21 protein-coding genes are annotated in these 21,973 nt (G+C 60.0%); 20 read left to right on the forward strand and 1 reads right to left on the reverse strand.

Annotated features, from left to right (window positions below; genetic code table 11):
- The first annotated feature begins 36 nt into the window (after positions 1 to 36).
- From BKN05_RS03815 to BKN05_RS03850, 8 genes are all read left to right on the forward strand, one after another.
- Positions 37 to 351, forward strand: a complete 315-nt coding sequence (locus tag BKN05_RS03815; RefSeq protein WP_005322747.1) for a WXG100 family type VII secretion target — start codon at positions 37 to 39, stop codon at positions 349 to 351.
- Positions 352 to 420: 69 nt separating this feature from the next.
- Positions 421 to 708 (forward strand): WXG100 family type VII secretion target, encoded by a 288-nt coding sequence (locus tag BKN05_RS03820; RefSeq protein ID WP_005322746.1) that lies wholly within the window; start codon positions 421 to 423, stop codon positions 706 to 708.
- 405 nt (positions 709 to 1,113) lie between these two features.
- Positions 1,114 to 1,557: a 50S ribosomal protein L13 gene (gene rplM / locus BKN05_RS03825; protein WP_049378943.1), complete on the forward strand. Its 444-nt coding sequence runs from the start codon at positions 1,114 to 1,116 to the stop codon at positions 1,555 to 1,557.
- Positions 1,557 to 2,099 (forward strand): 30S ribosomal protein S9, encoded by a 543-nt coding sequence (rpsI, locus tag BKN05_RS03830; protein ID WP_049378895.1) that lies wholly within the window; start codon positions 1,557 to 1,559, stop codon positions 2,097 to 2,099. Before rplM ends, rpsI begins: the two co-directional genes overlap by 1 nt.
- A gap of 187 nt (positions 2,100 to 2,286) precedes the next feature.
- A complete protein-coding gene (gene glmM / locus BKN05_RS03835; RefSeq protein WP_049378896.1) occupies positions 2,287 to 3,630 on the forward strand; it encodes a phosphoglucosamine mutase in 1,344 nt (447 codons plus the stop codon).
- Between the two features lie 111 nt (positions 3,631 to 3,741).
- Positions 3,742 to 4,053 carry a hypothetical protein gene (locus BKN05_RS03840; RefSeq protein WP_239661112.1) on the forward strand — a complete coding sequence of 104 codons (312 nt, stop codon included), beginning with the start codon at positions 3,742 to 3,744 and terminating at the stop codon, positions 4,051 to 4,053.
- Positions 4,050 to 5,807, forward strand: coding sequence for a hypothetical protein (locus tag BKN05_RS03845; protein WP_049378897.1), 1,758 nt, complete (start codon positions 4,050 to 4,052; stop codon positions 5,805 to 5,807). Before BKN05_RS03840 ends, BKN05_RS03845 begins: the two co-directional genes overlap by 4 nt.
- Positions 5,807 to 6,067 carry a hypothetical protein gene (locus BKN05_RS03850; RefSeq protein WP_005322739.1) on the forward strand — a complete coding sequence of 87 codons (261 nt, stop codon included), beginning with the start codon at positions 5,807 to 5,809 and terminating at the stop codon, positions 6,065 to 6,067. The genes BKN05_RS03845 and BKN05_RS03850 overlap by 1 nt, the downstream gene beginning before the upstream one ends.
- Before the next feature lie 3 nt (positions 6,068 to 6,070).
- On the opposite strand, the gene BKN05_RS03855 is transcribed toward BKN05_RS03850, so the two are convergent.
- On the reverse strand, positions 6,071 to 6,904 hold the full coding sequence (locus BKN05_RS03855) for a dienelactone hydrolase family protein (protein ID WP_049378898.1): 834 nt from the start codon (positions 6,902 to 6,904) through the stop codon (positions 6,071 to 6,073).
- Positions 6,905 to 7,108: 204 nt separating this feature from the next.
- Here BKN05_RS03855 and BKN05_RS03860 point away from each other — a divergent pair, with 204 nt between their 5' ends.
- The 12 genes from BKN05_RS03860 to BKN05_RS03915 all read left to right on the forward strand — a co-directional run bounded on the left by BKN05_RS03860 (position 7,109) and on the right by BKN05_RS03915 (position 21,967).
- A complete protein-coding gene (locus BKN05_RS03860; RefSeq protein ID WP_286687992.1) occupies positions 7,109 to 9,913 on the forward strand; it encodes an FAD-binding and (Fe-S)-binding domain-containing protein in 2,805 nt (934 codons plus the stop codon).
- A 95-nt stretch (positions 9,914 to 10,008) separates the two neighbouring features.
- Positions 10,009 to 11,880: a glutamine--fructose-6-phosphate transaminase (isomerizing) gene (gene glmS / locus BKN05_RS03865; protein WP_198492537.1), complete on the forward strand. Its 1,872-nt coding sequence runs from the start codon at positions 10,009 to 10,011 to the stop codon at positions 11,878 to 11,880.
- Between the two features lie 192 nt (positions 11,881 to 12,072).
- Positions 12,073 to 13,596 carry an ABC-F family ATP-binding cassette domain-containing protein gene (locus BKN05_RS03870; RefSeq protein WP_286687993.1) on the forward strand — a complete coding sequence of 508 codons (1,524 nt, stop codon included), beginning with the start codon at positions 12,073 to 12,075 and terminating at the stop codon, positions 13,594 to 13,596.
- 82 nt (positions 13,597 to 13,678) lie between these two features.
- Positions 13,679 to 14,782, forward strand: a complete 1,104-nt coding sequence (gene alr / locus BKN05_RS03875; RefSeq protein ID WP_049378945.1) for an alanine racemase — start codon at positions 13,679 to 13,681, stop codon at positions 14,780 to 14,782.
- On the forward strand, positions 14,772 to 15,272 hold the full coding sequence (gene tsaE, locus BKN05_RS03880; RefSeq protein ID WP_286688012.1) for a tRNA (adenosine(37)-N6)-threonylcarbamoyltransferase complex ATPase subunit type 1 TsaE: 501 nt from the start codon (positions 14,772 to 14,774) through the stop codon (positions 15,270 to 15,272). Before alr ends, tsaE begins: the two co-directional genes overlap by 11 nt.
- An 89-nt stretch (positions 15,273 to 15,361) precedes the next feature.
- On the forward strand, positions 15,362 to 16,951 hold the full coding sequence (locus BKN05_RS03885; protein WP_198492539.1) for an aspartate:alanine exchanger family transporter: 1,590 nt from the start codon (positions 15,362 to 15,364) through the stop codon (positions 16,949 to 16,951).
- A gap of 164 nt (positions 16,952 to 17,115) precedes the next feature.
- Positions 17,116 to 17,625 carry a hypothetical protein gene (locus tag BKN05_RS03890; RefSeq protein WP_198492540.1) on the forward strand — a complete coding sequence of 170 codons (510 nt, stop codon included), beginning with the start codon at positions 17,116 to 17,118 and terminating at the stop codon, positions 17,623 to 17,625.
- Positions 17,625 to 18,332 carry a tRNA (adenosine(37)-N6)-threonylcarbamoyltransferase complex dimerization subunit type 1 TsaB gene (gene tsaB / locus BKN05_RS03895; RefSeq protein ID WP_198492541.1) on the forward strand — a complete coding sequence of 236 codons (708 nt, stop codon included), beginning with the start codon at positions 17,625 to 17,627 and terminating at the stop codon, positions 18,330 to 18,332. Before BKN05_RS03890 ends, tsaB begins: the two co-directional genes overlap by 1 nt.
- Positions 18,329 to 18,817: a ribosomal protein S18-alanine N-acetyltransferase gene (gene rimI, locus BKN05_RS03900; RefSeq protein ID WP_286687994.1), complete on the forward strand. Its 489-nt coding sequence runs from the start codon at positions 18,329 to 18,331 to the stop codon at positions 18,815 to 18,817. Before tsaB ends, rimI begins: the two co-directional genes overlap by 4 nt.
- A 9-nt stretch (positions 18,818 to 18,826) precedes the next feature.
- Positions 18,827 to 19,870, forward strand: a complete 1,044-nt coding sequence (tsaD, locus tag BKN05_RS03905) for a tRNA (adenosine(37)-N6)-threonylcarbamoyltransferase complex transferase subunit TsaD (protein WP_049378906.1) — start codon at positions 18,827 to 18,829, stop codon at positions 19,868 to 19,870.
- A gap of 91 nt (positions 19,871 to 19,961) precedes the next feature.
- The gene (locus BKN05_RS03910; protein WP_005322709.1) at positions 19,962 to 20,390 is read left to right on the forward strand and encodes a hypothetical protein; all 429 of its coding nucleotides are present in this window, start codon (positions 19,962 to 19,964) and stop codon (positions 20,388 to 20,390) included.
- A 122-nt stretch (positions 20,391 to 20,512) separates the two neighbouring features.
- Complete coding sequence (locus tag BKN05_RS03915) at positions 20,513 to 21,967, forward strand: purple acid phosphatase family protein (RefSeq protein ID WP_286687995.1); 1,455 nt, start codon at positions 20,513 to 20,515, stop codon at positions 21,965 to 21,967.
- Positions 21,968 to 21,973 lie beyond the last annotated feature (6 nt).

The raw sequence follows: 21,973 nt of genomic DNA on the forward strand, positions 1-21,973 counted from the left end.
CACAATCTCATCCGCCCTAAGGAGGGGCGCACTCTTATGTCTCAGACTTTCAAGACACAAGCCGATGTCATGATCGCCACCGCCGGCAAAGTCGATAACACCAATGATGAAGTCCAAGGCGAGCTCACCCGCCTGCAGGGCGTCGTCGACTCCGTCCGCGGCAGCTGGGTTGGCCAGGCCCAGGTCTCCTTCGATGACCTGATGCAACGCTACAACACCTCTGCACAGCAGCTGCGCGAGGCCTTGGCCTCAATCTCTGACAATATCCGCAGCAACGCCCACAACTTCGACAACGTGGAAGCCGAAAACACCCAGGCCTTCTCCAACGTGGGCGGCGGCCTCGCTCTCTAAACCGCACCGCACACTTCACTAGTCCGCAGCCTCAAAGCTATAGATTCACAGAAGGGAATCCACCACCACATGTCCGAGATCAAATACGAATTCGGTGCCATTTCTTCCGCCGCAGCCGATATCAACGCTACCTCTGGTCGCATCAACAGCACTCTGGCAGACCTGAAAGCGCGCCTGCAGCCGATGGTGAGCACCTGGGAAGGCGAGTCCGCCGTGGCTTATAACCAAGCACAGGCTAAGTGGGATAAGGCGTCGCAAGAACTCAACACCGTGCTCGCCACCATCTCCAAGACCGTCTCGCAGGGCAATGATGCAATGAGCGACGTCAATCGTCGCGCCGCCGCAAGCTGGGGCTAAATCCACACCCTGTTCGCACGGTTCTACGCTGTCCCCGTCGGGGCTGCGGTGCCACTGACCACACCCGCGTGGCAGGAGGCGGACGCAGCCGCAGCCTCGACCAAGAAGCCAGCGTGAATACTCCTTTTCTAGTTCTTTTCTCTTGCTATCTCTTCCATTCTTTGAAGTCGTACCTTTCTAGTCCGTACCCACGAGCCGGCATCTCCCGTTTAAGCCGCGGAAGGTGCCGGTTTCGGTGTTTTGGTCTTTGGGCAGGTGAGCAAGTAGGGTAGGAAACCTATGTGTTCGCTCGTCGGCAAGCAGCTGGCGAAGCGCTCCCTGCAGGTCTCCACCGGCCGCTGTACGGGAGTGAATGGATGCTTAGCGCTGGCCGGCAGTTCCGAGACAGACTTTCAAGGAGTCAAATTGTCTACTTTCCACCCAAAGAGCGGTGACATCACCCGCAAGTGGTACGTCATCGACGCTACTGATGTGGTGCTGGGCAAGCTCGCTTCCACCGTTGCAGACCTGCTGCGCGGTAAGCACAAGCCACAGTTCGCACCGAACGTTGACGCTGGTGACCACGTCATCATCATCAACGCTGACAAGATCCACGTTTCTTCCAACAAGCGCGGCCGTGAGATGCGCTACCGCCACTCCGGTTACCCGGGCGGCCTGAAGTCCATGACCCTGGGTCAGTCTTTGGACGCCAACCCGGTTCGCGTTATCGAAGAATCCGTTGCCGGCATGATGCCGCACAACAAGCTCTCCCGCGCTTCCATCAAGAAGCTGCACGTCTTCGCAGGCGAAGAGCACCCGTACGCCGGCCAGAAGCCGGAAACCTTCGAGTTTAAGCAGGTGGCACAGTAATGTCTGAGCAGAACATCGACAACAACGTAGCCGACGCTGCTGACATCGCTGCAGCAAGCGCCGCTACCGAAGAGTTCACCAACACCATCGGTGATTCGTTGGCTAGCGCCAACGCGGAGACTGAGGCAGAGGTCGAGGCTGCCGCTCCGGTACACGAGGGCCCGATCCAGACCGTCGGTCGCCGTAAGCGCGCCGTCGCACGTGTTCGCCTCGTTGCTGGCTCCGGCCAGATTGTAGTTAACGGCCGCGAGTTCGGCGAGTACTTCCCGAACAAGCTGCACCAGCAGGACATCCTCACTCCGCTGACCCTGCTGGAGCGCGAGAACCAGTTCGACCTCAAGGTCACCGTTAACGGCGGCGGCCCAACCGGTCAGGCTGGCGCCCTGCGTCTGGCTATCGCTCGTGCACTGAACATCTACAACCCGGCTGACCGCACCGCCCTCAAGAAGGCTGGTCTGCTCACCCGAGATGCTCGTGCAGTTGAGCGTAAGAAGGCCGGTCTGCACAAGGCACGTCGCGCACCGCAGTACTCCAAGCGTTAATCTCGCTCTCACTGCGCGCGCAAGCGCTACGAAAGCCGCTGCTTCCTTTGGGAGGCGGCGGCCTTCGTCGTTTTATGGAGCGCGGAAGGAGGGAATATCGCTCAATCCGTCGATAAACCAAAAGCTTGCTTCCGCCTAAACCGCCCCAACATGCAATCGATGGGCACAGGAGTGCATAATTGACTGCATGACTCGACTTTTTGGAACCGATGGCGTTCGCGGCCTCGCGAACAAGAAGCTGACCCCTATTCTGGCCTTGCAACTAGGCCAGGCCGCTGCGGAGGTATTTACCGCCAAGCGTGAATCCTACGAGCGCCAGCCGCTGGCCATCATTGGTCGCGACCCGCGCGTTTCCGGCGAGATGCTGGATGCGGCGATTGCGTCCGGTCTGGCTTCCCGCGGCGTGGACGTGGTGCGCGTGGGCGTGCTGCCAACCCCAGCAATTGCTTACCTGACGGATGACTATGGTGCGGATTTGGGCGTGATGATTTCCGCCTCCCACAACCCGATGCCAGACAACGGCATCAAGTTCTTCTCCGCAGGTGGCAAGAAGCTGCCGGACGAGGTAGAAGATCAGATTCAGGCAACCATGGAAAACCTCACCGAGGATGGCCCGACCGGCACCAAACTGGGCCGCATCATCTCGGAGGCCCCAGACGGACGCGAGCGCTACCTCAACCACTTGAAGGAAGTAGTCTCCACCGACCTCAGCGGCATCAAGGTGGTCGTAGATACCGCCAATGGTGCGGCCTCCAAGGTTGCTCCGATCGCCTACGAGGCGGCTGGCGCAGAGGTTATTGCTATCCACAACAAGCCGAATGCTTTCAATATCAATGAGGACTGCGGTTCGACGCACATTGAAAAGGCCCAGGAGGCCGTCGTCGAGCATGGCGCCGATCTGGGCCTGGCACACGATGGCGACGCCGACCGTTGCCTGGCTGTGGATGCCGAGGGCAATGTTGTTGACGGTGACCAGATTATGGCACTGCTGGCCGTAGGCATGAAGGAAGATAATGACCTGCGCTACAACACCCTGGTAGCAACCGTCATGTCTAACCTAGGCCTGAAGCTAGCCATGCAGGAACAAGGCATTGAGGTGCGTCACACCGCAGTAGGCGACCGCTATGTTCTGGAAGAGCTCAACCGCGGCGATTTCTCCTTGGGCGGCGAGCAGTCTGGCCACGTCGTGTTGCCAGATGATTGCACGACTGGCGACGGCACGCTTACTGGCCTGTCCATCATGGCGCGCATGGCCAAGTCCGGGAAGTCCCTAAAGGAATTAGCATCGGTGATGACCGTGCTGCCGCAGGTGCTCATTAACGTGCCGGTTTCTGATAAGGGTGTCATCATGGACGCCCCCGAAGTACAAGAAGCCATTGCCCAGGCCGAGGAAGAACTTGGCGAAACCGGCCGCGTCTTGTTGCGCCCTTCCGGCACTGAGGAGGTTTTCCGCGTCATGGTGGAGGCCGCCGATAAGGAGCAGGCTCGCAAGGTTGCCGGGAGGCTTTCCGCCATCGTTTCCTCGGTCTAGGACAACCGCCGGGGCGGAAGAATTTTGGCCTCCTAGGGAACCATTTGGCGCAATCCCCAGTCCAATGAAGGTGAGAACTTTTACCGCATATGGATTTGGGGGAATACACCAGTGTCTGAGGTTTTTCTTCGCCCCTCGGAGGCGATGTCCGCACTACGGCAGGTCGTAGCCGATAACGACGAGCAACGCGATGCCCACCGGGCCGAGGTACCGGATTTTCCGGTGGCCGCGGCTGGGCGCAACTTTGGCGGCCACGGTGAGCGCATTCGTGATGTCTTGGCGCGCATCCATGAGCGTGGCGGGCAGAGGTTGGATAATTTATCCGCCACCGCCCACGCCGCCCATGAACAGGTGCGCGCTTTTGCCGATTTTGATGAGTCCTTCGGCAGCTCCTTTGCGCGCGGCGGGGAGGCGAACAAGTGAGTACGCTGACCAAATCCTTGTTGGGGGACTATTCCAACGCGATTTCCCAATTCCAATTCGCATGCTTGGGAAGCTACCCGGGCCCCAGCATGCCGATGAATTTACTGGGGGAGTTAGTCGGTGCGGTCGATGGCATCGCGCCCGAAAACCTGGTGAAAAACACCGTCGCGGCGGTGGGCGGTAATCGCCCGAAGGGAGGCGGTGCTGGACTAGCGGGCTATTTGCAGCAGGATGATTCCGAGGTTGCTCAGGGCGCCATGCGGGAGCACCTGTGCGGCGTGCAGGAAGACTTCGACATTGACCGCCAAGATGCCGCACATCTCACCAGCTCGGCGGAGCAGTGCTCGGGCGCTATTGCCGACGTCGTCGATGTCTCCGACACTGCCCTTACCGAGCTCATCTCTGCGGTCATCCCATTGCTGAATATCTTGTCCATGGTGGCCACCAAGCACCCGCTGGCCCGGTTTATCATCCCGATTCTTTCCACCATCGGCGGGCGCGTTATCGAAGAGACGAATCACAATATCGCTAGCACCTGCCGCGACCGCGATGATGCGATTGAGTCCTGCTATAACGAGTTTGAATCGCGCTGCGAATGCGTCTGTGAGCGCCCGATGCCGGAAGAATGCCCGACGCCGGCTAAACCTGCAGATGGTGCCTGCCCCGCACCGGTAGAACAATGCCCGGACACTCCTATTCCCACTAAGCCGACGCCGAAGGAAGAATGCCCGCCCCCGCCCTCGCAGCCCACCGAGCCGGCCCAAGTGGAGTGCCCACCAGAGCCCACGCCCATGCCGGAGCATTACTCAAAACAAGAATCGAGCCACACCACTTCCGCGCCGCCACAGCCGACGCCTCCATCGCCACCACCAGTTCCACCAAGGGAATGCACCGAACCGGAGCCGGAGCGGACTAGCACACCTAATCCCGAGCCTTCAGCCAAGCCGGAAGTGCACACGGAGACCACTGCAGAACACGGTCTCGGCTGCCATTGCCAAGAGTGCACCGAGCAATCATTTACCGAGCGTCCATCGCAGTTCCAGCGCGAAGTAGAGATCACTAGGCCGGCACAGGCGGAGATCATTCCGCCGCAGGAGCCGCCAGAACAGCCACAGCAAGTAGAAGAACCGTGCCCGGAACCTGAACCTCAGCCAGAGCCGAAAGCTAAACCAGACTTGGATACGGAACCCGCTTCTGAATCGGGCGCAGGCGAGGAAACGCTCTGCCCGGAAAGTACCGCGGAAAGTACCGAAGAATGTGTGGAAACGACCCAAACCAGCTCAGAAGGCTGTGGAATTGAATCCTCCTGCAGTGGCAGCCTCGGCATGGTGGGAGCCGGAATCGCTTTGGTAGGCGTGGGACTCATTGTGGAAGGCGCCGCGCAGTGCCTGGAGATCATGTCCGAGGCGGATTGCCCAGTGCAGGAACCTGAACCGGATCCCGTTCCTGAGGCGGAGCTGGAGCCAGAACTTGATCCCTGCCCGGAACCTAAACCAGAGCCAGAGCCCAAACCGGAGCCAATTGGTGATGATGACGTCATGACTCCGCCTCCTGAGCTGTCTCAGGTAGAGGAGCCAACGCCGCCACCAGAGAAGGTGGCACACCTCCCGGCGTCCGGTCCAGCGGAGGCACCGCCACCAGCCCCAGTTCCTGAACCAGCACCGGCACCGTCACCACAGCCGGCACCGCAGCAGGAGGCGGCGCCCGCGCCAGAAGAACCAACCATTAAGGCACGAAAGGCAGGTCAGTGGTAATGAATAACGACTTCGCAGAATTTGCGCAGGGCTTTCGGGAAAGGACGGCTAAACGCCTGCTGGAATTTGAAAAAACGCTGGCGAAAGCGCAGGACGAGCTAGAAAAGTCCGCGGATAAAGCCATGCAGGAGGCGCGAAGGGAGAAAGGACAGGTGGGGCGTCGGCAAGCGGCGGCGGTGCCAAGGCCCCGATATGGCGCTGCCCCGGCGCGCTCACGGAACGCGTCGGGGCAGGTGCAATCTGTGCTGCGGCGGGGCTAATACTTAGGCGTCGCGGGTGACACCTGCGCGCTCGGCCAAGTCCTCGCCTACGAGGCTTTGGACCTTCTTCGCGCTGGCCTCTGGATCCGCAAAGGCGTCATAGGTGGAATCGCCATTGAGGGTGGCTAGCAAGAATCCGGTGACCAAACCGCGGGCGATTTCGGTGGGGCCGGATTGGAATGCGGCGGTGCCGATGGCCAGCTTGCGCAGGCGATCCTCGGTAAAGCCAGCGTGACTGCCCTTGTCGATGGCGCGGAAGCAGACTGGGCCATTCCAGTTATAGGCTAGCTTGGCGGGGTTGCCGGCATTGAAAATGTCTTCCTGGCCGGCGCCAATGACCAAGCCCGGGGTAGTAATGCGGCGGGCCGCCTGCACCGCAGACGGCGCGGTGATGGAAGGGTAAATGGCGGCGACGGCGGCGACCTTCTGGTTATCCAAGGCGCCAAGCACGGCCGTACCACCGCCCATGCCGTGGCCAATCATGCCGAGCTTGCCCGGGGAGACCGTAATATTTCCGGCGCCAAGTTTTACCCCAGCGGCAATCTGCAGCGCGGATTCCATATCCGCGGCCAAGTTGCGGTGGTTGGGGAAGGGGCCGGTCTCGGAATCGGGGGCTACCACGACGATGCCCCAGCTAGCTAGGTGGCGCAGGGTGGCGTGGTAATCCTTAATCTTGTGCATCCAGTCATGGCCAAAGGCCACGGCGGGCAGGCTTTGGCCCTCCGCGGGGGTATAAACCTTGCCGGTGATTCCGGCATAGTCAAGGTCGCCAACCAAAACTCGGTTGCGACCACGCTTCGACAACGTTGCTAGATGTTTATTCAAATTCGCAGACACGCATTCCAGGATAGATGAAGATCACCCGCTAGGCGGGAAAGGGTGCGGGTTTATCTGAGAAATGTCTGCGCAGTATCCAGCCGAGCTACGGGTGTGGTGGAAAAGCTTTCCTAAGCCCCTCCTAACTTGCGCGCCTGTGCGCAGGGGAGTGCAATGTGTGGGCAACTACATACTCTATTTTTCTGGGAAGGCAGGCTGCGGTACATGACTACCGGTGTCGTTGATGTGGAAGAACTTTCTAACCGCTACGGGATGGAGGTAAAAACCGAGGTTATTGACCGCGTGGCGCATGCTTCCGATGCCTCGCACTACCTGTACACCCCCAAGGCAGTCATCGAGGCTCGCTCCGCCGAGCACGTGGCCGCCATCTTCCGTGCGGGCCGACAGCAGAATGTTCCGGTAACCCTGCGCTCTGGCGGCACGTCCCTTGCCGGCCAGGCCTCTGGCGATGGTTACCTGGTGGACGTGCGCAAGCACTTCCGCGGCATCGAGGTATTGGATGAGGGCAAGCGCGTGCGCGTCCAGCCTGGTGCGACGGTGCGCCAGGTTAATGCTCGGTTGGGCCTGCGCAACCGCAAGCTCGGCCCGGATCCGGCGAGTGAGTCTGCCTGCACCATTGGCGGCGTGGTGGCCAATAACTCTTCCGGCATGGCCTGCGGCACTGAGCTCAATACGTATAACACCCTGGAATCGCTGACCTTCGTGCTGCCCACCGGCACCGTGATTAACACCGCCGATCCGGACGCCGACCGGCAGTTCCAAGCGCAGGAGCCGGAGCTGGTGGACACGCTTATCCGCCTGCAGCGCCGCGTGCGCGATAATCAAGAGTCCGTGGATATTATCCGCCGCCACTTCCAGCTGAAAAACACGATGGGCTATGGCCTCAATTCCTTCTTGGACTTTGATAGCCCGGTCAAACTTTTTGAGCACCTGCTTATCGGCTCGGAGGGCACCCTGGCCTTTATTGCGGAAGCGGTTTTCCGCACCGTGCCGATTTCTAAGCTGACCACCACCACGGTGGCGGTATTTGATGACCTCACCGCTGCCACCAAGTCCCTGCCGGCTCTGCTGGATACCGGGGCGGCCACCTTGGAGCTAATGGACTCCGCCTCTATTCGCGTGGGCCAAGGTTTTGACAAGGTCCCGCAGGCCATCACCGGTTTCGATGTGGACAAGCAGGCCGCACTGCTCATTGAGTACCATGCCGACGCGGAAGAAGAATTGCGGGAGAAGGAGGGCAAGGGCTCGCAGCTTCTGCGCGAGCTACCGCTGCAATCGCCAGCCGCCTTCTCGGCCGATACCGCTTCGCGCAATACCGCATGGAGCTTCCGCAAGGGCCTGTATGCCCAGGTAGCTGAGGCGCGCCCGTCCGGTACAACCGCGCTTTTGGAAGACATCGTCGTGCCCGTGGGGGACTTGGCTGATACCTGTTCTTCCCTGCAGGAACTCTTTGCCCGCTATGGCTATGACGACGCCGTAATCTTCGGCCACGCCAAGGACGGCAATATCCACTTCTTGCTTACGGACCGCTTTGAAGGCGATGACGCCATCGGTCGGTATAACGACTTCAACGAGGGCATGGTGGACTTGGTCCTCGCGGCCGAGGGCAACCTCAAGGCGGAACACGGCACCGGCCGCGCCATGGCGCCGTATGTGCGCCGCCAGTACGGCGACGAGCTCTATGCGGTCATGCAGGAACTCAAGCGGGCCTGCGATCCCACCAACACGATGAACCCGGGCGTCATCTTGGATGATGATCCGGATGCGCACATCAAAAACATCAAGCTCAACCCCACGGTGGAAGAGGAAGTGGACCGCTGCGTGGAGTGCGGCTACTGCGAGCCGGTTTGCCCGTCGCGCGATCTCACGCTGACCCCACGCCAACGCATTGTGGTGCGCCGCGCTCGCAAGCGCGCGGAAGAAGCCGGCGATAGCCAGCTCGTAGCCGAGCTGGATGAGGCCTATGAATACATGGGTATCGAGACCTGCGCGGTAGATTCCATGTGCCGCACAGCCTGCCCAGTAGGCATCGATACCGGCAAGTTCATCAAGCGCCTGCGCCGCGAGGAGGCCCAACCAGCGCAGCAGAAGCTATGGGGCGCGGCCGCCAAGAACTGGCAGGTGGTTAGCCAAGGCGCCGGGCTGGCGCTGACCGGCGCGCACTTGCTTCCCACCCAGCTAGTCAAGAAGGTTACCGACGTGGGCCGCAGCCTCATCGGCACCGATAACCTGCCGCAATACCAGCCGGAGCTGGGCAAGGGCGGCAAGTCCCGCGGCCGCTTGGCCGGGCGCGTGGGCGACCGCTACGCGCAGACCACCGGCATCTACCTGCCCGCCTGCGTGAACACCATGTTTGGCCCGCAGGGCGGCGGCAAGGGCACTACCGATTCCTTCGTGGCTCTCTTGGAACGCGCCGGGGTAGCGCTGGAGGTTCCGGCGGGCATCGACAAGCTCTGCTGTGGCACCCCATGGGCTTCTAAGGGCATGCAGGCCGGCCACGATGCAATGGAACAGCGCGTGCGCGATGTCGTCATGGAGGCCACCGATGGTGCGCGCCTGCCGGTCATCGTGGACGCTAGCAGCTGCACAGCCGGATTTAAGGACATGCTGGAGTCGGTAGGCATTACCGTCATCGACGCCATTAGCTTTACGGCCGATACCCTCCTGCCACAGCTTGCGGTCAAGAACCCCGCGGCCTCCGTGACCGTGCACCCCACCTGCTCTGCCTTCCAGCTGGGCATGATGGAGGACGTAGAAAAGGTAGCCCGCGCCGCCGCGGCCGAGGTCCACATTCCTACTGACTGGAATTGCTGTGGTTATGCTGGCGACCGCGGCATGCTCCACCCAGAACTTACAGAAGCCGCTACCCGCGCCGAGGCAGCGCAAGTCAAGGAAATCGGGGCGCAGTATCACGCCTCGACCAACCGCACCTGCGAGCTCGGCCTGACCCGTGCTACCGGCGAGGATTACCACCACATTCTGGAGCTTTTGGAGCAGGCGACGCGCTAGTTTTCCCAGCGCACTAGCGGGTGGGGTGTTAGGCCTTACTTGCCGACGCCCCGCCCGCCTAGAGGTTTGCCCCTCGTGCTGTAAAATCAGCAACCATGTGTGGAATTGTTGGATATATTGGTCACGCTGGTGGTGACCGTGATTACTTCGCCCTCGACGTAGTTCTGGAAGGGCTGCGCCGTTTGGAATACCGCGGCTATGACTCCGCTGGCGTAGCAATGTACGCCGACGGGGACATCAGCTGGCGCAAGAAGGCCGGTAAGGTCGCTGCGCTGGATGCTGAGATTGAGGCCCGCCCGTTGCCAGACTCCGTGCTGGGCATTGGCCATACCCGCTGGGCTACCCATGGTGGCCCTACCGATCTGAATGCGCACCCGCACGTGGTCGATGGTGGCAAGCTGGCCGTGGTGCACAACGGCATCATTGAAAACTTTGCCGAGCTTAAGTCCGAGCTTTTGAATAAGGGCTATAACTTCGTTTCTGAGACCGACACTGAAGTTGCCGCTACGTTGCTGGGCGATGTCTTCCACAACGAGGCCGCTGGTGACCTGACCAAGGCCATGCAGCTGACCTGCTCCCGCCTGGAGGGCGCATTCACCCTGCTGGCCATCCACGCCGAGCAGGCCGATCGCATCGTTGCCGCTCGCCGTGACTCGCCGTTGGTTATCGGCCTAGGCGAGGGCGAAAACTTCCTCGGCTCCGATGTATCCGGCTTCATTGACTACACCAAGTCCGCCGTGGAGATGGATAACGACCAGGTCGTGACCATCACCGCCGACGAGGTAGAAATCACCGATTATGAGGGCAACCCTGCACAGGGCAAGCCATTTGAAATCAAGTGGGATGCCGCCGCCGCGGAAAAGGGCGGCTTTGATTCCTTCATGGAAAAGGAAATCCACGATCAGCCCGCCGCTGTGCGCGATACCCTCCTCGGCCGCTTCGATGAACAGGGCCAGCTGGCTCTCGATGATCTGCGCATCGATGAGACCGTTTTGAAGTCCATCGACAAGATCATCGTCATTGCCTGCGGTACCGCCGCTTATGCCGGCCACGTGGCACGCTACGCTATCGAGCACTGGTGCCGCATTCCTACCGAGGTTGAGCTCGCCCACGAGTTCCGCTACCGCGATCCGATTGTGAACGAGAAGACCCTCGTTGTTGCACTGTCCCAGTCCGGCGAGACCATGGATACCTTGATGGCCGTGCGCCACGCTCGCCAGCAGGGCGCCAAGGTTATTGCCATCTGCAATACCCAGGGCTCGTCCATCCCGCGCGAATCCGATGCCGCACTCTACACCCACGCCGGTCCGGAAATCGCCGTAGCCTCCACCAAGGCCTTCCTGGCGCAGATTACCGCTACCTACCTGCTCGGCCTCTACCTGGCCCAGCTGCGCGGCAACATGTTCGCCGATGAAATCCAGAGCGTTCTTGCTGAGCTGCGTCACATGCCGGACAAGGTCCAAAACGTCATCGACGAAGAGGACCAAGTGGCCAACCTGGCCAACTCCATGAAGGACGCGGAATCCGTGCTCTTCCTGGGCCGCCACGTCGGCTTCCCTGTAGCTCTTGAGGGCGCGCTGAAGCTCAAGGAGATCGCCTACCTGCACGCCGAGGGCTTTGCCGCCGGCGAGCTCAAGCACGGCCCGATTGCGCTGATTGAAGAAGGCCAGCCGGTCTTCGTCATCGTGCCGTCCCCGCGCGGCCGCGACTCCCTGCACTCCAAGGTCGTCTCCAATATCCAGGAGATCCGCGCCCGCGGTGCCATCACCATCGTGATTGCGGAAGAAGGCGATACCGCCGTGGAGGATTACGCTAACCACGTCATCCGCATCCCGAAGGCACCGACCCTCATGCAGCCGCTGCTGGCCACCGTGCCGCTGCAAATTTTTGCTGCCCATGTAGCAAAGTCCAAGGGCTACGACGTGGATCAGCCGCGTAACCTGGCCAAGTCCGTGACCGTGGAGTAATCCACACCGAACGGTACTAGCTAAGCCCCCTTACTTGCCGCGTTTCTTGCGTGGGAGGTAAGGGGGCTTTGGCCTTTCTTTGAAGCTTGAAACTGTTATGCTATGGGGAGCAATTGTTGTCGGTGAAAGGAGTAGGCAGTGCTCATCCGTCGTGTTTTTGCATAAAACACTAAAGGAAGAACGGATTTAAGCATGCCTATTTTATTGAACGACCTTTCCCTAGTATGGCCCGACGGCACAACCTGCTTCAGTGGCCTAAACGGTGCCTTTTCCAGCCCTTTAACTGCGCTCATTGGGGATAATGGTGCAGGAAAGACAACTCTGTTAAGCGTCATCCTTGGTAAAATCTTGCCCACTGCTGGAACGGTGGAAAAGCCGGAATCGATAGCGTACCTGCCACAAGACCTTGCTTGGAATGAAAATGATGTAGTAGCAGACATCTTCGGTGTCGCCCAAGTGCTCGCGGCGATTTCCGCAGTCGAAGCCGGTGAGTATGAACCAGAACTCTATGAGTTAATTGGGGAGCAATGGGACGTCGGTGAGCGCATTACCGCTGCCCTTTCTGCTGCCGGATTGGATATCCCGTTGGACCGCCCTATCGAAAGTCTCTCTGGAGGGGAAGCGGTCCGCGTCGGTTTGGTGGCAGTGTTCTTGTCTGAGCCAGATTTCATTATCCTCGATGAACCGACCAATAACCTCGACGGAACTGCAAAGAAGCACCTGAAAGATATGTTGGTAAGTGTCGCGGCGCCGGTGTTAATGGTAAGCCATGACAAAGATCTGTTGGATGTAGTTTCCGAGGTAGCGGAATTAAGGGATGGGAACCTACGCTTCTTCCAAGGCAACTATTCCGACTACCTTGCCACGATTAATGCAGAACAAGAAGTAGCTCAAAAAGCAGTATCTACCGCCAAGGCGACTTATAAGCAGCAACTCCACGAACAACAAGCAATGCAAACACGGATTGCGCGTGATGCGCGCCGTGGAAAGAAGTTCGCGGAGTCGAAGCGCAAACCAGGCATGACGATGAAGCTCGATAAGCAGCGATCCGAAAAGACGGCATCGCGCAGAGCGCAGCTGCATTCAGGCGCAGTTGAAGCGGCCCAACGCTCTTTAGCTCGAGCTGAGCGAAACATACGAGATGATGATTCGGTGTATATCGAGCTGCCACAAACTGAGCTGCCGGAAGGAAGGCGGGTTATTTCGATTCCTGGGCTTTCAATTGTCGGCTCAGAACGGGTGCGCTTGTCAGGACCAAATGGAAGTGGCAAGACCACGCTCTTAAACCGAATTAACTCCGGTGAGGCGGGCTACGTGATCGATAATTCAGGATACTTGCGTCAACGAATTGGATTAGATCCTTCTTTAAGCGTATGGGACGTGGTTACTAACGCGAATCCACAAGAGAATCCGCAGTTCATCCGTGATCGGCTTGCTCAGTTGTTGTTTCAATCTGACTCGGTTCATGCGTTGACAGGGACCCTCTCGGGAGGCGAAAGATTTAGAGCGGAATTCGCCAGAGTGCTCTTAGCGGATCCGGCGCCACAATTTCTAATGCTCGATGAGCCGACTAACAACATTGATATTTCAACTGTTGATTGGTTGGTCTCGGTCTTGAAAAACTATCGGGGCGCATTGCTAGTGGTGAGCCATGATGAAGATTTCTGCTCGCGGATAGAACTTACGAGACAAGTTTCCATAGAGGACATTGGATGAGCCAACTCCAAGGTGGAGGTATCGCGAGTCAGTGCGCCGCACCCTACCCGAATTCAGCACAAGGGTGAGCAGTGGCACAATGGTGGGCATGCTGAAAACCACGATTGATCTCTCCGCTATTGCGCACAACGTCCGCCTCATCAAGGAAAAGGTGGGGCCTGGGGTCAAGCTGATGTGCGTGGTCAAGGCCGATGCCTATGGGCATGGCGCGGCCAAGGTTGTGCCGGTGATGGCGCGCGCCGGCGCGGATTGCTTTGGCGTGGCCACCCTGCGGGAGGCCGTGGACCTGCGCCGCGCGGGCGTGGATGCGCCCATCGTGGCGTGGATTTGGCAAACAGATGAAATCCTCGAAGAAGCCTTGGCCAATGGAATCGAGGTGGCGGTCAACTCCCTTGAGCAGGCGCATAAGCTGGTCAAGGCCGATTTTCCTGCTGAGGTATACGTCAAGGTGGAAACCGGCATGCACCGCTCCGGTGTGGATGAAGAGGATTGGGCAGAGACCTTTAAGGTGCTGCGCGATGCCCCACACATCAAAGTGCTCGGCCTCATGTCTCACTTTGCGTGTGCCGATGAGCCTGATAATCCGCACAATGATGCCCAAGAGGAGGCGTTTCGCGCGGCCCTGCGGCTCGCGCGCGAGATTGGCCTGGAGTGCCCAGTCAATCACCTGGCCAATTCGCCTGCCGTGCTGACGCGCCCTTCCTCCTATTTTGAGCAGGTGCGCGTAGGCGCCGCCTGCTATGGCTTGGAGCCCATCGAAGGGCGTGAGCACGGCCTGCGCCCCGCCATGACCTGGTCCGGACAGATTTTTAACGTCAAGCCCATTAAACCGGGGGAGGGCACGTGCTATGGATTGACCTGGAAGGCGGATAAGCCGGGATTTTTGGCCACAGTGGATTGTGGTTATGCCGATGGCCTGCCGCGTGGCTACCAGGGCGACCTGCACGTAGGCATTGGTGGGCACCTCTACCCCCAAGTAGGCCGTATCTGCATGGACCAGATTGTGGTGGACTTGGGCGAAAACCCCCATGGTGTGGACACGGGGCAAGAAGCCGTGATCTTTGGCAACGGGGGAGTATCGGCCACGGATCTCGCCGCGGCGGCAGGAACCATTAACTATGAGGTAGTGTGCCTGCCCGATGGCCGCACCGAACGCGAATATATAGGAGAAGATGATGCGCAGTAGCTTTCCGGAATCCGGCAGCCGCGACCTATCCACGGTGGAAGAAACCTACGCATTCGGGGAAGAACTGGGCGCAGCGCTTGAAGCCGGCGATGTAGTGATTCTGGATGGGCCGTTGGGGGCTGGAAAGACGACGCTCACGCAGGGCGTTGCCAAGGGCACGCGGGTTAAAGGTCGCGTTACCTCGCCGACCTTCGTTATCGCCCGCGTGCACCGTTCTACTGTGGGTGGGCCAGACCTTGTGCATGTGGATGCCTACCGCCTGCTCGATGAAGGCGGTGCTAATTCTGGGGATCCGTTAGGGGAGCTTGACGCCCTCGACCTGGACACGGAGCTTGAAGACGCCGTGGTTATTGCCGAATGGGGCGGGGGACTAGTAGAGCAGATTGCGGAGCGCTACCTATTTATCAGCATTGACCGCGAGCCGGCGGACTATGCCGGCGCAGATGAGGATGTTCGCCGCTTCACATGGTCCTGGCAAGGTGCGGCATAGCACAAATCTTAGCCCCAGGGGGATAAAGTGATCATTATCACTGGGTGGTTAACTTGATCCGGGTATAACCACTACGTAAATCTATTACGGTGTTGAATTTTCTCGCCTCAAGTCCTTTGCTATCTCTCTTCGTCATCATGGCGGTGGGTCTAGCGATCGGCAAGATTAAGATCTTCGGCATCTCCCTCGGTGCCGCGGCTGCAATGTTTGTGGCGCTGGGTCTATCTACTGCCAATCCGGATATCCAAATTCCGCCGCTGGTCTATCAATTTGGCCTGGCGATCTTCGTTTATGCCATTGGCCTTAGCTTCGGGCCTTCCTTTGTCCGCGAGTTCAAAACCCGCGGTTGGAAGCTCACCGTCTTTATGCTGGGCATGCTGGTTATTTTGGTCGCGGTCGGCTATGGCCTTATCCGCGCCTTTGACCTGAGCGCGCCAGAAGCTACCGGTATGTTTGCCGGTTCGCTTTCCTCCACGCCGGGTATGGCCGCTGTGGTGGAAATGGTGGGCGATTCCACCCCGGTTGTCGGTTACTCCTTGGCTTATCCGGGCGCGGTGATAGGCGCGATTCTCGTTGCCGCCATTGGCGCTAAGGTGCTTAAGGTCAACCATGAGGAAGATGCCCGCGCAGAGGGCATGATTCCCGCCGAGCTTGTGGCCAAGGGCGTGCGTTTGACCAAGAACTTTAATGACACCGCTGGCCATATCTACCGCGTTACCGGCCAGACTGTCGTTGCTACTCGTATTATTTCTGACGAAGAGCGCCACCGCCTGGCTGTTCCGGAAATGCCGTTGTGCGAGGGCGAGGCTTATCTGCTTAACGGCTCTGAAGAGGCCGTCGATAAGGCTATTGAGATTTTGGGTGAAGAATACCCGGTGGAGCTGACGGAGGAAGCCGGTTTGAAGTACGCCCGTATTACCGTGTCCAACCCGGATATTGCCGGTAAGTCCGTCCGCGAGATCAAGGCTCTTGATCACGGCTTTATCATCGCTCGTGTCCGCAAGGGTGATAATGACATTGTTCCGCACCCGGATACGGTGCTTAACTACTCGGACCGTGTTCGCGTAGTAACCAGCCCGAGCCGCCTGCCGTACGTGCGCAAGTACCTCGGTGACTCTGAGGCCGCTTTGGGCAACGCGGACCTGCTGTCCATGGCCATCGGCCTGTCGCTGGGTATGTTGCTCGGCCTCATTCCGATTCCGATGCCGGGCGGTTCCACCTTGCAGCTGGGCTTTGGTGGCGGCCCCGTGGTTGTCGGTCTGCTGCTGGGCTACCTCAACCGGACAGGTCCGCTTAACTGGCAGATGCCATTTCACACGCGCGAAACCATTTCTAATATGGGACTGACCCTCTTCCTCGCTGGCGTGGGCACCTCGGCCGGCGCCTCTTTCCGCGATGCCCTGACGGATCCATCCTCCCTGACCATCATGGGCGTGGGCCTTATCATTACGCTGGTCTCCGCCATCCTGATCGGCGTCATCGGCATGCTGGTCCTGAAGCTGAAGTGGGACGAGGCCATGGGCTGTGCGGCCGGCATGACCACCAACCCTGCAGTCTTTGCCTATATTCGTGATCAAACCGGCACCGAGCTGGCCGGCCGCGGATGGGCCACGGTCTATCCCACCACAATTATCGGCAAGATCATTGCCTCGCAGGTGCTGCTCCTGCTGTTGCTATAGCGGCAATATGTCGCGTTAATTACTCACCCACAGGGTCGCCCGCCTACACTGGCAGGCACTACCCTGTGGGTTTTGTGTTGCGGTTAACCAGGTAGCATCGATTGCCAGAATTACCGCCGCCCGCCTGAAACTTAAACATCTTTTCAAGGAGCCATACTCACCCCATGACTAAATTCGCTCGCAACCTCACCGCCGCCATCATCGCCATCTTTATCGTTGTCATGATGGTTCTTCTTGCCTCCGCCACCCTGCGCGAGGATGACCACTTGGAGGGAAACCTCGCCTCCACGCTGGACAAGGCACCAAATAACTTGGAGTTTATGACCCTCATGCCCACCGATGTTTATGGTGAGGAATACCCCGCCATCGGTTTCATCTGCCCGGGCATGCGCGAGGACAAGGTCAAGGAAGCACAGATCGACACCGAGAACATCACCTTTGAAGATGGTGCGGTGCCTGAAGGCAAGAGCTACGCAGTAGCTATTTCCCAGAGCGCTAAGCCCTTCATCGAAGAGCTGGATCCGGAAAAGGTCGAGGTGTGCGAGATGATTGACATGCAGGTCAAGGCCATGGAGCAGCAGGGCCAGAGCCTTGATGGCGGCGTGCCCATGATCCAGGGCACCCAGCCGCTGGGCTTCCAGCGCGAGGATGGCACCTGGAAGATGGTCGCCTAATGCGCGTCCTCGCGATCGATACGGCTACCACCGCCCTGGTTACCGGGGTAGTGGATACCGCAACTGGGCAGAGCACCGAGCGCGTGTTGGAGGATACCCGCGCGCATAATGAGCTGCTCATTCCTACCATCACTGAGGTCCTCGCAGAGGCAGGCATGGAGTATTCCGACCTCGAAGCGGTGGTCACCGGCGTGGGCCCGGGTCCATTTACCGGGTTGCGCGTGGGTATGGCGACTGCCTCCGCGCTTGCCGACGCCCTTTCTATCCCCCTCCACGGCATCTGCACGCACGATGCCATCGCGGCCGCCGCCGAGCTACACCTAGATCCTGCCGCCGCGGCCGACGAGGCGACCGCCTTGGTGGCCACCGACGCCCGCCGCAAAGAGATCTACTGGGCCACTTACCGCGCCACCGACTCCGGTGTGCAGCGCATTTCTGGCCCCGCGGTGACGAAACCGGCCGAACTCAAGGTGGAACTTGCCTCCACCGCGCAGGTCATTATTCCTGATCGCCTTGCTGAGCAGCTCCCCGAGAAGCTCGCCGCCCTGCCGCACCGCGCGGCCCATCCAACCGCAGCGGCCCTCGTTGCCACGGCCGACCTAGAGGCAGAACCGGCGCCCGTCGTGCCGCTGTACCTACGCCGCCCAGATGCGGTCCCGCCAAAGCAGCAGCAGCTTTCTGCAGCCATCCCCAAGGTCGAACTGTGAAGCTCCGCGAGCTAACCCCGGCCGATGCACCTCGGTGCGCCGCGCTGGAAGAGGTCCTTTTCCCAGGCGAAACTCCGTGGTCCAGCCGGATTTTCCGGGAAGAAATGGCCCAGCCCTTCAACTTCTATTTCGGCGTGGAAGGTGCGATCGAGGAACCGGAACCCTTGGAACTCCTAGGCTATGCGGGCATCGGCATGATGGGACCGGCCGCGGACCCGGAGTTTGAAATCCACACCATTGGCGTCGACCCCGCCGCGCAGCGCCGCGGCATCGCGCGGATGATGATGGACAATATCTGCCATATCGCGGATCTCAAGGACGCCCCGGTCTTCCTCGAGGTTCGCGTGGGCAATGATCCCGCTATTGGCCTGTATGAGCGCTACGGCTTTGCCAAGCAGGGGATCCGCAAGAACTATTACCAACCTTCCGGGGCGGATGCGCACGTGATGGTGCGCCCGCGCCAGTCCGAGCGCCCAGAAGATTAAGGAGCAGTCATGAAGATCATGGGCATCGAGTCCTCCTGCGATGAAACCGGCGTGGGCATCGTCGAGCTGCGCGAGGACGGCCACATGGACATCATCGCCAATGCCGTCGCTTCCTCCATGGAGCAGCACGCGCGTTTCGGCGGCGTCGTCCCGGAAATCGCCTCCCGTGCCCACCTTGAGGCCATGCCGCAGGTCATGCAGGCGGCGTTGAATGAGGCGGACATCGAAAAGCCGGATGCCATCGCCGCCACCGTGGGGCCGGGCCTGGCCGGTGCCTTGCTGGTGGGAGCCTCGGCCGCTAAGGCCTATGCCGCGGCTTGGGGCGTGCCTTTCTACGGCGTTAACCACCTGGGTGGCCATGTTGCCGTGGCCAACTTGGAAGGCGAAGAGCTGCCGCACTCGGTGGCCCTCTTGGTCTCGGGCGGGCATACGCAGCTGTTGGAGGTAGAGGCCGTCGGCAAGCCCATGCGCGAGTTGGGCTCTACGCTTGACGACGCCGCCGGTGAAGCTTACGACAAAGTCTCCCGCCTCCTCGGTTTGGGTTACCCGGGCGGTCCGGTGATTGATAAGCTCGCTGCCCGCGGCGAAGCCACCATCGATTTCCCGCGCGGCATGTCCCGCGCCGAGGACCTGCGCGGCCCGCACCGCCACGACTTCTCCTTCTCCGGACTCAAGACTTCCGTGGCCCGCTATGTGGAGCGCGCTGAAAAGGCAGGGGAGACCATCAGCGTGGAAAATGTCTGCGCCAGCTTTCAAGAAGCCGTGGCAGATGTCCTGACTGCCAAGGCCGTGCGTGCCTGCGAGGACACCGGCGCCCGGGTGTTACTACTGGGAGGCGGCGTGGCCGCTAATTCCCGCCTGCGCGAGCTGGCCGCCGAGCGCTGCGCCGCCGCCGGGGTGGAACTGCGCGTGCCGCGCTTTTCGCTGTGCACCGATAACGGCGTGATGATCGCGGCCATCGGCGCGCAACTCATCCACGAAGGCGCCCAGCCCTCTGGCCTCGGCGTAGGCACCGATACCCAGCTGGATGTGGAAGAGCCGCAGTTAACCTAAAGTTCTTCTCGCTCGCGCTGCAGGCGGGGCAGGGGGCCGGTACTCTAAACAACGTTCATGCCCTCTTGGCTTTCTGAAGGAGCTTTCTCTCATGACCGTCGGTTTCCTTGTCAACCCTGATCTCACCCGCCGCAAGCTCGAGTTCGAGCTGGAGCACGCCAACCAGTTCCTTGGCGGCACCACCGAGGACCGCGTCTCCGTTGTTTTCCAGGAAGACGGCACCACCTACGCCGCGCTCTACAATCCCGAAGCCAAGGCCGAAGGCGCCGAGCCGAACCCGGTAGCCTCCCTGGCGCGCAACGCGGCTGCTACCGGCAATGCCGCCTTCCTGCAGGACCCCATCCGCTCCATCTGCGGTCCCGTCATTTTCGTTGACGCCGAGGGCGAAGACACCACCATCGATGCCGTTATCGAGTCTGTGGAGCAGGGTATTCGCGCAGTGAAGAACTACCGCGAAGATAACCCGGAGGAATACACCCTGTGGCGCGCGGCCGTTATCAACTCCGATAAGAGTCTCTAAACCCCAGCCCCTCACAGGTAGGGTTCAAGCGCTTTTCGCGCGCCCGTAATACGGTGTTCACATTCTTATGGTGTTCTAGGGAGCCGTACCGCTTCTTCTAAGACTCCAAAGGTGAAAACTGTATGCTCCGTTCATCGCGCTTCGTCGCCTCCTTCGCCACCGCCCTCGCCGTGGGTGGCGCTACCGTCCTCGTGCCCGCCGCTCCGGCGCTGGCTGCTGATACGCCCATCTACCGCACCATCTTGCAGCCGGGCGAGGATGAATCCCAGGTCATGGTCACTTGGCGCACGAAGTCCAAGGCAGACGAGGTCCTCGAGGTTACCGGCCCAGAAGGCACCACGACCTTCCGCGCCGACGAGCGCGACTTTGGCGCCTTGCTGTACAAGTCCCAGTTCGCCACCGCTACCGACCTGCAGCCGGATACGGAGTACTCTTACCGCGTTGGCTCCGAGGAAGGTGGCTGGTCCGAGCCAGAGACCTTCAACACCGGTTCCAATGGCGATGACTGGTCCTTCCTTACCGTCGCTGATCCACAGATCGGCGTGAACCTCAAGGTGGATGACCAAGCCGAACAGTGGCGCAAGACCATCGGCCACGCGGCTTCCCATGTGCCGAATGCCAGCATGATCTGGTCCCTGGGTGACCAGGTTGAGGGCTGGGGCGCGCAGGTGCCGCAGTACGATGCGTACTTCTCCGCCCCGGAGATTCGCCACATCCCTACCAATACGGTCCCGGGCAACCACGAGACCTATAACCTCACCATGAAGCACCATGATGAGCACTTCTCCAACCCGCACCAGGCGGACGATATCCGCGACCACTACTTCGAGCGCAATAACGTGCTCTTCATCGGTTTGGACTCCAATGCTTCTTCCGACGCCGATATCGCCCGCCACGAGCAGTTCTTGCGCGAGGCCATCGAATCCCGTGGCGCGGATAATGACTGGATCGTCGTCGGCATGCACCATGGCCCATACTCCCAGGGCACCCATTATTTTGATAAGGACGTCACCAACCTGCGCGAGAAGCTCACCCCGGTGCTCTCTGAGCTCAACGTCGATGCCGTGCTCTCCGGCCACGACCACATCTACACCCGCAGCCACCTGATGAAGAACAATAAGCCGGTCCTGCCGGAAGAAAAGCCGCAGCGCGGCGATGTTCTCGAGCCCAAGGATGGCGAGGCGCTGTACCTGACCACCACCACCGCGGGCGGCGGCAAGTACTACGACTTCACCGACGTGAATAACAAAAAGCACAAGGGCGCGCGCATGGAGACCATCGATCCAAAGCTTGCCCACGAGTCTACCGCCATGTGGCGCCAGGACTACACCGAGGACTACATGCGCGTGGATGTCTCCGATGACACGCTCACCTTCACCACCTTCAACGAAGCCGATAACACGCTGGTGGATAAGGTTTCGCTCAAGAAGAAGGACCGCGGCGCTGCGCCTGCCGACGACGCCACCGACCCCGCCGATTCCACCGAGCCGGACGCCCAAGAGGTGCCCAAGGATCCGGAAGGTAGCAGCTCCCTGAGCTCCAGCGATATTTTCGGTGGGCTCAGCTCGCAGAAGTAATTAGCG

This window comes from Corynebacterium sp. S5S1 (genome assembly GCF_001913985.1).
Lineage (GTDB): Bacteria > Actinomycetota > Actinomycetes > Mycobacteriales > Mycobacteriaceae > Corynebacterium > Corynebacterium marquesiae.